Annotated in this window: 8 protein-coding genes and 1 pseudogene; 6 read left to right on the top strand and 3 right to left on the bottom strand. The window is 59.1% G+C overall.

Annotated features, from left to right (window positions below):
* From VJV58_RS05140 to VJV58_RS05125, 4 genes and pseudogenes are all read left to right on the top strand, one after another.
* Positions 1 to 273, top strand: a pseudogene (locus VJV58_RS05140) (glucose-6-phosphate dehydrogenase); the annotation flags it as partial.
* A gap of 5 nt (positions 274 to 278) precedes the next feature.
* Positions 279 to 1,031, top strand: coding sequence for a 6-phosphogluconolactonase (gene pgl, locus VJV58_RS05135; RefSeq protein ID WP_324136259.1), 753 nt, complete (start codon positions 279 to 281; stop codon positions 1,029 to 1,031).
* A 31-nt stretch (positions 1,032 to 1,062) separates the two neighbouring features.
* Positions 1,063 to 1,581: a gluconokinase gene (locus VJV58_RS05130; protein ID WP_324136261.1), complete on the top strand. Its 519-nt coding sequence runs from the start codon at positions 1,063 to 1,065 to the stop codon at positions 1,579 to 1,581.
* Complete coding sequence (locus VJV58_RS05125) at positions 1,578 to 2,390, top strand: Cof-type HAD-IIB family hydrolase (protein WP_324136258.1); 813 nt, start codon at positions 1,578 to 1,580, stop codon at positions 2,388 to 2,390. Before VJV58_RS05130 ends, VJV58_RS05125 begins: the two co-directional genes overlap by 4 nt.
* A gap of 33 nt (positions 2,391 to 2,423) precedes the next feature.
* On the opposite strand, the gene VJV58_RS05120 is transcribed toward VJV58_RS05125, so the two are convergent.
* From VJV58_RS05120 to malQ, 3 genes are all read right to left on the bottom strand, one after another.
* Entirely contained in the window at positions 2,424 to 3,419 is a 996-nt protein-coding gene (locus tag VJV58_RS05120) for a L,D-transpeptidase (RefSeq protein ID WP_324136257.1), read from the bottom strand.
* 73 nt (positions 3,420 to 3,492) lie between these two features.
* The gene (locus VJV58_RS05115; RefSeq protein ID WP_324136256.1) at positions 3,493 to 5,295 is read right to left on the bottom strand and encodes a glycoside hydrolase family 15 protein; all 1,803 of its coding nucleotides are present in this window, start codon (positions 5,293 to 5,295) and stop codon (positions 3,493 to 3,495) included.
* Between the two features lie 27 nt (positions 5,296 to 5,322).
* Complete coding sequence (gene malQ, locus VJV58_RS05110; RefSeq protein WP_324136255.1) at positions 5,323 to 7,287, bottom strand: 4-alpha-glucanotransferase; 1,965 nt, start codon at positions 7,285 to 7,287, stop codon at positions 5,323 to 5,325.
* Between the two features lie 203 nt (positions 7,288 to 7,490).
* Here malQ and VJV58_RS05105 point away from each other — a divergent pair, with 203 nt between their 5' ends.
* Together VJV58_RS05105 and VJV58_RS05100 are read left to right on the top strand one after the other, a co-directional pair.
* Entirely contained in the window at positions 7,491 to 9,446 is a 1,956-nt protein-coding gene (locus tag VJV58_RS05105; protein WP_324136260.1) for an alpha-1,4-glucan--maltose-1-phosphate maltosyltransferase, read from the top strand.
* 7 nt (positions 9,447 to 9,453) lie between these two features.
* On the top strand, positions 9,454 to 10,064 hold a 611-nt coding region (locus VJV58_RS05100; RefSeq protein WP_324136254.1), incomplete at its 3' end, for an alpha-amylase family glycosyl hydrolase.

The following is a 10,064-nucleotide window of genomic DNA, read 5'->3' as shown; positions in this document are numbered from 1 at the left end:
GTCGAGATGAAATTCCGCTACAAGGACTACTTCAAGGCCGAGCCAGCGACCGGCTACGAAACCTTGATCTATGACTGCATGATCGGAGACAACATCCTGTTTCAGCGCGCCGACAGCGTCGAGGCCGGCTGGCAAGCGGTGCAGCCGTTCCTCGATGCCTGGAAAAAAGCTGGCGCCAAGGGGCTCGAGAAATACGAAGCGGGCAGCGAAGGCCCAACCGGCGCCGAAGAACTGCTTAAGCGCGATGGCCGCAGTTGGCGCAGGCTCGGCTGAATCGGATGTCGAACGGTTCCAATCGCCGGGTGATCACCCTTTCCGATCCGGTTGCGCTCTCCAATATGGCCGCACAGCGGCTGCTGTCGCGGATCGAGGCGAACGACGGCCAGGTGGCGATTTGCCTGACCGGCGGCTCTAGCCCACAAAAGCTTTATCACTTGCTTGCCACCGACGCGTGGCGGAACAGAATTCCGTGGCCGCGCGTGCACTGGTTCATTGGTGACGAGCGTTTTGTAGGAGCCGAAGATCCCTTAAATAATATGGGCATGGCGCGCCGGATTTTTCTCGATCGCTGTGCGCCCGCTGCAAACGTGCATCCGATTCCCACCGACAACAGCGCCGGTCCGGACGACTCGGCGCAACGCTATGAGAACGAGCTGAAGTCGTTTTATGGCGCCAAGGTATTCGATCCGACCAGACCGTTGTTCGACCTCGTGCTGATGGGCGTCGGGCCTGACGGGCATACCGCATCGCTATTTCCGGGCTATCCGGCCGTAAGCGAGACCCGGCGCTGGGTCGTCGGCGTGCCCAACGCCAATGTCGAGCCGTTCGTGCCGCGGGTGACGCTGACATTGCCGGCACTCGGCTGTTGCCGGGAAATGCTGGTCGAGGTAGCCAGTTCTGAAAAGCGCGCGATCTTGACGCGCGTCCTCGCAGGCGAGAACCTGCCAGCGAACCAGGCGCATTCCACGAGCGGCGAGACCATATGGCTCGTGGATGAAGCAGCCCTCCCGGAGGATTTCGGTGCCCGATAAGCCAGGCGAAATACCCTGCGCACTGGTGGTGATGGGCGTATCCGGTTCGGGGAAGAGCACCGTTGCGGATGCATTGGCCAAGAAATTATCGTGGACCTACGAGGACGGCGACAGATTTCATCCACCGAGCAACGTCGCCAAAATGAGTGCCGGGCATCCGCTCACCGACGAAGACCGCTGGCCATGGCTGCAGGCGATTGCCGATGAGATCGATCGGCTGTGCAAAGCCGGCCAACGCGCGGTGATCGCCTGCTCCGCGCTTAAACGCGCCTATCGCGACCTGCTGGTGCATGGACGCACCGATGTCCGAATCATCTTCCTGGATGGCACAAAGGATTTGATCGCGAGCCGTCTCGCTCAGCGGCACGGTCATTTCATGCCTCCGGGTCTGCTGGATAGCCAATTCAAGACGCTTGAGCCGCCCGGTGCCGGGGAAAATCCGGTAACGGTCTCGATCGACGCTTCGGTTGATGCCATTGTCGATGACATCATCCGCCAGCTCCAGCTTGAGTCATACGGCCGCGACACGTCCTGTAGGACGCGCGCATGAGCCGCGTGGCGCTCGTGGTGTCCGATGTCGATGGCACGCTTTTGACCAAGGACAAAACACTCACCGATGGCGCGCGAAACGCGGTGAAGCGGCTGCACGACGCTGGCATCGCCTTCACCATCATCTCCAGCCGCCCGATCATCGGCATGCGGTTTCTGATAGGACCTCTCGGCATCACGCTGCCGATCGGAGCGTTCAACGGAAGTTCGATCGTCGATCCCCAGTTGAAACCTGTCGAGCAGCATCTGATACCCGCTTCGGCGGCCGAGCGCAGTCTCGAGGTGCTCAATGAGTTTGGTATCGATAGCTGGCTATTCACCAGCGAGAAATGGCTTACTCGGAACGGCAACGGCGAATATGTCGCGCACGAAAGGCTTGCGATCCGCAGCGAGCCCACCGTGGTTGCGGATTTCGCGCCCTATCTCACCGCAAGCTGCAAGATTGTTGGCTCAAGCTCTGATCCGGCGCTGCTGCAGCGCTGTGAGATCGTGATGCAGCAAGCGTTAGACACGTTGGCCACTGCGGTACGATCGCAGAGCTACTACCTGGATGTAACCCCACCAGGCTGCGACAAGGGCACCTTTGTGGAAGCAATCGCCCGGCTTCTGAACATCTCGAGCGATGCGGTCGCCACCATCGGTGACATGCAGAACGATTTGGCGATGTTTCGCAAGAGCGGCATTTCCATCGCAATGGGCAACGCTCCCGATGACGTCAAGAGATTGGCCACGCATATCAGCCGCTCCAATGAAGACGAGGGGTTTGCGGCAGCCGTCGATATCATCTTGAATGAAAACAAATCCGGCTGACAGTTCGCCCCGCTGCTTTCGATGTGACCCCGCTCAGCCGTTTCGGCTTTCCTGCGGCTCATCCACAAAAACGACCGGCGTTCCTTTTTTCACGCTCGCGCCCAGCAGGTTGGCGTCCCAGTTCGTCAGCCGGATGCAGCCGTGCGATGCCGTTTTGCTGACCTTGGATGGATCGGGCGTGCCATGAATGCCATATCCTTCGGCCGATAGTCCGATCCAGAACGACCCAACCGGGTTGTTCGGTCCCGGCGCTATCTTGAATGGCTTTTTCGATTTTACGCCCTTGAATTTGTATTCCGGATTGTAGCGATAAAACGGATTCGGATCGGCGGATATGACCTTGAGAGTACCGCTTGGGGTCGGCTTCTCTTCGCTGCCGACGGTCGCCGGGAAGAACGCGATGAGGGCGCCAGATGGGTCGAACGCTTTGACAGTCTGGCGATACTTGTCCACTTCAATGCGATCGACCGTCAATTTCGTCGCAGTAGGCACGTTGGCAACGAGTATGGTTTGCCCTGCCCGATCGAACTTCTTTCCAGGGTTCAGCGCGCTGAGCAATTCCTGGCTCATGTGAAATTTTTCGGCGATGGCCTCGCGCGCGCTCGTGTAGTTAAGCGCTTTAAGGTGCTTCATGTCTTCCATCTTCGCCGGAAGCTTCTTCAAGAACGGGCCCTTCACGTCTTTCTCGGCGATCGTGTACTCGGTGATGATAGGGTCGCTGTTCGAAGAGGTGAGCTTTCTCCAGATCTCTGGGGTCAGCGGGTTGTCCGTGGGCAATCCGTTCGCTTCAGCATAGGCCCTCAAGGCTTTCTGCGCGTTCTCGCCGAGCTTGCCGTCGATTTCGCCCGGCGAAAATCGGGCACGGTCCAGCAGCACCTCAACTTTTACGATCGTCGGATCGATGCTTCTGGAGTTGGGCTTGGCGCGATAGTCGGCATTATTGATGGCCGTGGCATCAAGGCGGGTCGCCGCCGCGACAGGCAAATTCAACAAAGCCAGCAAAAACGCGGCGAACACGCACCGGACCATCAGCCAACTCCAGCAGAAGCTGGCAAAACAATGACTTCGGGGCTGGTAAGTTCCTGTCAGTAGGTCCGGATGGTTACTTGGAGCGCTGCACGGCCGGTTTCTCGACAGGTTTCTTGGCGCGGCTCAAATTGTGTGCGGTGTTCACCAGAGCAATATGAGTCAGCGCCTGCGGAAAATTACCGATCTGCCGTCCAGCGTTGACCTCGAATTCCTCCGCCAACAGTCCGAGATCGTTCGCGACCGCCACCACCCGATCGAACAGCGCCTGCGCCTTCGCGATCTCGCCTGTCAGCACGTACGCATCGGCCAGCCAAAAGCTGCAGGCAAGAAACGCGCCCTCCAAAGGCTGCTTCAGATCCGAGCTTTCGCGGGGATCATGGCGAAGCACAAATCCACCGCGCATCATATGATTCTCGATTGCTGCTATTGTGCCTCGAATGCGGGGGTCTGAAGGCGGAAGGAAGCCCACCGCCGGCAACAAAAGGATGCTGCCATCGAGCAGTTGCGAGCCGTAGGATTCTACGAACGCATTTTGCTGCCGATCAAACCCCTTCTCGCAAACGTCGCGAAAAATGTTTTCCCGCAGCGCGCGCCAGCGCTCGATCGGCGCCTTGAATCCAAACTTTTCCGAGCTTTTGACGGCGCGGTCAAACGCAACCCACGCCATCACCTTTGAGAACACGTAGTGCCTGGGCTCGCCGCGCCGCTCCCAAATGCCGTGATCCGGTTCATCCCAAATTTCCGCCAGATGCTCCAGCACCTTGAGTTCGACCTCCCAGGTACCTTGATCAAGTTTCAGGTCCGCCATGCGCGACTGATGAAATGCATCCATTAACTCGCCGTAGACGTCCAACTGCAACTGGGCGTGCGCGGCATTGCCGATCCGGACCGGCTGCGCGCCCTCATAGCCGGCGAGCCAGGGCACCTGCCACTCGAGCAGCCGCCGCTGGCCCTTGATGCCGTACATGATCTGCATCTTGGCCGGCGTTCCGGCCACCGCGCGCAACAACCAATTGTGCCAGGCGGATGCTTCTTCGGTGTAGCCTGAGTTCATCAGCGCCAGCAGCGTGAACGTGGCATCGCGCAGCCAGCAATAACGGTAATCCCAGTTTTTTGGCCCACCGAGAATTTCCGGGAGCGAGGTCGTCGGAGCCGCAACAATCCCGCCGGTTGGTCCATAGGTCAGCGCTTTCAGCGTAATCAGAGATCGCATCACGAGATCGCGGTCTGCGCCATCAGAAGTGCAATGGCTGCTCCAATTGATCCAGAAATCCTCCGTCTGCCGCAACGCATAGATGGGATCGATGGATTTAGGGAGCGGCAAATGCGAGGGACCATAGGTGAGCACGAACGGAATCGTTTCGTCTTCCTTGACTTCAAACTCCGCCACTGTGGTTAAATCCTCGCCGCGGGTTTCGACCGGGGTGCGCAGCACCGTCATGTCCTGCCCGCAAATAGCCAGCAGCGCGCCCTCCTCCGTTCGCTTGACCCAAGGGACATCGATGCCGACCCCGAAGCGGATCACCAACTGCATCTTGAGCTTGACCTTTCCGGAGATGCCGCGCACCAGCCGGACCACATCAGAAGCATCGCCGCGTGGCGGCATGAAGTCGATCAGCACGGCCACGCCGCTCGCGGTTTCAAACCGGGTCTCAAGGATGAGCGTGTTGTCCCAGTAACGGTGGCTCGAGTTGACGACCGGATCCGCGGGCGCGATCAGCCATCGACCGTTCCGTTCGGTCCCGAGCAGGGCTGCAAAACAGGCATCGGAATCGAAGGCCGGCCAGCACAACCAGTCGATCGAGCCATCCCGGCTGACCAAAGCCGCGGTCTCACAATCGCCGATCAAGGCATAATCTTCGATCGCTGAGGACAACCGGCTATCCCTTTTGGTACTGATGAATCATGGACCGGCTCGCGTTCGCCCGGCGGTGGCCTTCCTGAGCGCCGGCACGTCAATTGCCGCCGCTATCTCCTCGATCGCAAGTGGCAAGCGCTGGCGCCAATTCGGATGTTCATTGACCGTTCCCGGAATGTTGGGTTGATCGACCAAACCGAGCAGATCCTCGAGCGAGATGGCAAGCAGGCGTGACTTGGTCCGTGCCAGAAAACTGACGACCGCATAGAGATCGTGACGTTCATCGCCATGGTGACGCAAGGCTTCCGTCAGCATCGTCAGGGCGTGCCAGCGGGAATCATCAGTTTCTCCGGGGTCGACGCCGAGCGAACGCTTCAATTTAAGATCGCTGAACGACCGCCAACCCGCATAGGTCGACAGGTCGTGGGTGTTGAACGTCACCAGCGCGTTGCGCGCATAATCATCAATTCCGCGAAAACGTCCGTGCTGGTCGCGTTCGAACATCATGACCTGATAGGACCAGATGCCCCAGTCAGCCATTTGCTCGCGGAAACCTTCCGGCACAGTGCCGAGATCCTCTCCAATCACCACGCAACGATGCGCGACGCTTTCCTGAGCGGTCACGGCCAGCAGAGCCTCGAACGGCATCTGCACATAAACGCCGTTATCGGCGGCAAAGCCTTCGGGCACGAGATAGAGCCGCTTCAGGCCGAGCACGTGATCAAGCCGGATCGCGCCCGCGTGCCGCATCGAGGCGCGCAGCATTTGCCGGTACGGTTCGAATGAGCAGATTTCCAGGCCGGCCGCATTGAAACCCGCAAGGCCCCAATTCTGGCCTGCGGTGTTGAGCATGTCGGGCGGAGCTCCAACCGCAAGCTGCCGCGAAATCGCGGACTGCTCGTTCCACGCATCAAATCCATCCGACTGCACGCCCACGGCGACGTCGAGATATAGACCAACCTTCATGCCGAGCTCGTCGGCGCGACGTCGGCAACTCCCGAGCTGGCGATCGGCGTTCCACTGCACAAATTCGATGAACTCGATTTCGGCCTGCTCCGCCCCCTGACGAAGCCGCGCGCATTTGAGGTCATCGGGTTGTCGCCATTCGTCCGGCCATTCCCACCATGGCTTGTGGAATTTGTGCCGGAGCACCTCAAAGCAGGCGAACCGTAACAACAACGCCGCGCCATCTCGACGAAAGTTCTCGAAATCTTTTTGGTCTTCGCCGCTCGCAGTCGCCTTGAACCCATCAAAGGCCGATCGCAGTGCGCGCCATTTCAACGTGGCGACCTGAAAATAGCCGACGATCCCGCTTTGTCTCAGCCGCGCCAAGTCGTCGCGATTGTCACCGCTCGATTGAAACCCGGGCAACTTTTCAATGTCGATATAAAGCGGATTCAGGAACAGCCGGCTGTTCGGCGAATAGGGACTGCAATCCGCTGGCCGGTCGTCAAACAGCACGTGCAGCGGATTAAGACCGACGCCGTCCGCCCCCAGCTGGGCCGCAAGTTCAATCAGCCGTTCAAGGTCGCTGAAATCGCCGATGCCCCAGTTATGCGGTGATCTGATCCCGTAAAGCTGCACCGCGAGCAGCCAGCATCGCTCGAAATCACCGTGGTAGGCAGCGCGCGGCGCGGCAATGAACGGGGCTTCGTCGGAGACTGAGTTCGCATCCACAACCTGCACTCGGTAACACCCGGTCGGCAAATCAGGCGGCCAAAAAATATCGCGCTGGTTGCGTGATTGATTAGCAACGCCCTCCGCGAGCACCTTCTCATCCGCCGTGATCTTCCAGTGCAGTGGCCACGCCGGCGTCCGCCTGAGCTCGCTGCGGGCGGGAAAACCGGACCGAACCACCACCGCATCATCCAGGAAGCTGTGAGGAGCGCGACGCGGAAGCGCTTCGACGATCGCTTTCAACGCAGCTTCGTCCGTTACGTGCTGGCGGCCGTGGGCGTCGATAAACCCCGCATGGATGCCTAATTCTTTAGCTTTGATGGAAAGGTCCATTCGGCAGGCCTTTTGCCGGGCAAAACGTCGGGGCGTCGCCAAACAAAATATATTGAGCAGACAAGAGGATAGCGGTGTTTAAACTCTCAGCCATGGCCAGCGTTCCGCTGGAACCAATATCCGGCCAGCGGCTTTGTATATTCTGGAACGTCTCCATTTCCGCAACCGAAACGGGACGTCATTCCCATGTCAGTGGCATCACCGTGAACAAGACAACTCAAACTGTCGAGAGCGCCGCGGCTGGCGGCGCTTTTCATATCGAAGATGTCTTTCCACTGATCGAGGGGGGCCGCTTTCCCGTCAAGCGGATCGCCGGTGAGCCGGTCGAAGTCTGGGCCGACATTTATCGCGACGGTCACGACGTGGTGAGCGCAGCGCTGGTCTGGCGGCGCGAGCGCGACCGCGAGTGGCGGCGCGAACCGATGGTCCTCCACAGCAACGATCGCTGGGGCGGATCTTTCGTGCCTGAGCAGCCCGGTCGCTACGTGTATGCGATAGAAGCCTGGACGGACGAATTCGCGACCTGGCGCCGCGGAGTTGAACTCAAGCAGAAGGCCGGCGCCGACATCAATCTCGATGCCCTCGAGGGCGCAGGCATGCTGACCAAAGCGCAGGCTGGCGGCCAGGCCGCGACCTCCGTGATCCTGAAGCAATGCGAGGACTTTCTCCAGACCGGCGACGTCGCCCCGCTTTTGAGCGACGAATTGAAAGAGGCCATGGCGGAAAGCCAGTCGCGGCCGGACCTGACACGATCGGCCTTATTTCCGCTGATGCTGGACAGGCCGCGGGCCCGAACCGGCGCATGGTATGAAATGGTGCCGCGCAGCCAAGGCAACACGCCGGGCCAGCACGGCACATTCAGGGATTGCATCGCGCGGCTGCCTGATATCGCGGATATGGGCTTCGATGTGATCTATCTGACGCCCATCCACCCAATTGGCCATACCAACCGAAAAGGTCGCAATAACGCGGTGACCCCAGCGGAAGGCGATCCCGGCAGTCCCTATGCGATCGGCTCCGAGGAAGGTGGCCACGACGCGCTACATCCGCAGCTCGGCACGCTGCAGGATTTTCGGGATTTCGTGGCTGCGTGCGAACAGCACGGCATGGAAATTGCGCTCGACTTTGCCGTGCAATGCTCACCGGATCATCCCTGGCTCAAGCAGCATCCGCAATGGTTCCGCCGGCGGCCGGATGGATCGATGCGCTATGCGGAAAATCCGCCCAAGAAATACGAGGATATCGTTAACCCCGATTTTTCATCTCAGGATGCCGGCGCGCTGTGGAATGCGTTGCGCGACGTGGTGCTGTTCTGGATTGAACAGGGGGTAAAGATATTTCGGGTCGACAATCCTCATACCAAGCCGTTTCGTTTTTGGGAGTGGCTGATCCGTGAGATTCAACTGCGCCACCCCGACGTGATTTTCCTTGCAGAAGCCTTCACCCGTCCTAAGCTGATGAAGGGTCTTGCCAAGCTCGGCTTCACCCAGTCGTACACTTATTTCACCTGGCGAACGCAGAAGTGGGAATTGGAGCAATATCTCACGGAGTTGACGGGCTATCCGGAGCGGGATTTTTACCGTCCTAATTTCTTCGTCAACACCCCGGATATCCTGCCCTATCACCTGCAAGGTGGCGAGACCTGGATGTTCAAGTCCCGCGTCGCGCTCGCGGCCACGCTTTCGGCCAGTTATGGCATCTACAACGGCTTCGAGCTTCTGGAGCACGAACCGATTCCTGGGCGCGAAGAGTACCTCGATTCCGAAAAGTACGAGATCAAGGTGCGGGACTGGAATAAGCCGGGAAATATTAAAGCGTATATTCGCGATCTCAACCGCGTGCGGCGGGACAACGCGGCATTGCAACAGACCAGCAAGCTCCGTTTTCTCACGATTGATGACGGCAACGTCATCAGTTTCGCAAAGGAATCGGTTGACGGGACCAACAGCGTGGTCGCGGCGATTTCGCTCTCGCGCGACGCGCACGAATTCTGGCTTCCGCTGGGCGATGTACAGACCGGTGCGGCCCCCGACCGTCGCAATGTGGTGGCGGTCGAAAACCTGATTACCGGCGAACGCTATGCTCTCGAATGGGGCGGGATTCGGGTTCGTATCGATCCGGAGCGCGACCCTGCGCTGCTGTTCCGCTGTCTCGCGTGAGGGCAGCATGAACCTGTTGTCATCGATCGATGCAAGCGAGCTTCCCGTCACCGCGCTGGATGGCGATGAGCTTTGGTACAAGGACGCCATCATCTACCAGCTCCACGTCAAGGCATTTGCTGACAGCAACAACGACGGCATCGGTGATTTCGCCGGATTAACCGAGAAGCTCGGATATCTGCAGGATCTCGGGGTCACGACACTGTGGCTGTTGCCGTTCTATCCCTCGCCCGGTCGGGACGACGGCTACGACATCGCCGATTACGGCGCCATTAATCCCGATTTCGGCACCATGAAGGATTTCAGGCGCTTCATCGTCGAAGCCAAGCGGCGAGGCTTGCGGGTTATCACCGAGTTAGTCATCAATCACACCTCCGATCAGCACAATTGGTTCAAGCGAGCGCGGCGCAGCGACCGAAAATCCAGCGCGCGCAACTGGTATGTCTGGAGCGATACCGATCAGAAATATCTGGGTACCCGGATCATTTTCACCGACACCGAGAAGTCGAACTGGACCTGGGATCCCGAAGCCGGTCAATTCTACTGGCATCGATTTTTCTCGCATCAGCCTGATCTCAATTTCGATAACCCCCGCGTCGTCCGCGCGATCGTTCAGGT

This window comes from Bradyrhizobium sp., from assembly GCF_035273305.1.
Classification (GTDB): Bacteria; Pseudomonadota; Alphaproteobacteria; order Rhizobiales; family Xanthobacteraceae; genus Bradyrhizobium.
Note: the sequence above shows the minus strand (reverse complement) of the source record. Positions and strands in the feature narration are given on the sequence as shown.

Excerpts from the sequence above, each read along its gene's own strand:
- VJV58_RS05130 (WP_324136261.1), top strand. The coding sequence starts at position 1,063 with ATGGGCGTATCCGGTTCGGGGAAGAGCACCGTTGCGGATGCATTGGCC.
- pgl (WP_324136259.1), top strand. The coding sequence starts at position 279 with ATGTCGAACGGTTCCAATCGCCGGGTGATCACCCTTTCCGATCCGGTT.
- VJV58_RS05125 (WP_324136258.1), top strand. The coding sequence starts at position 1,578 with ATGAGCCGCGTGGCGCTCGTGGTGTCCGATGTCGATGGCACGCTTTTG.
- malQ (WP_324136255.1), bottom strand. The coding sequence starts at position 7,287 with ATGGACCTTTCCATCAAAGCTAAAGAATTAGGCATCCATGCGGGGTTT.
- VJV58_RS05120 (WP_324136257.1), bottom strand. The coding sequence starts at position 3,419 with ATGGTCCGGTGCGTGTTCGCCGCGTTTTTGCTGGCTTTGTTGAATTTG.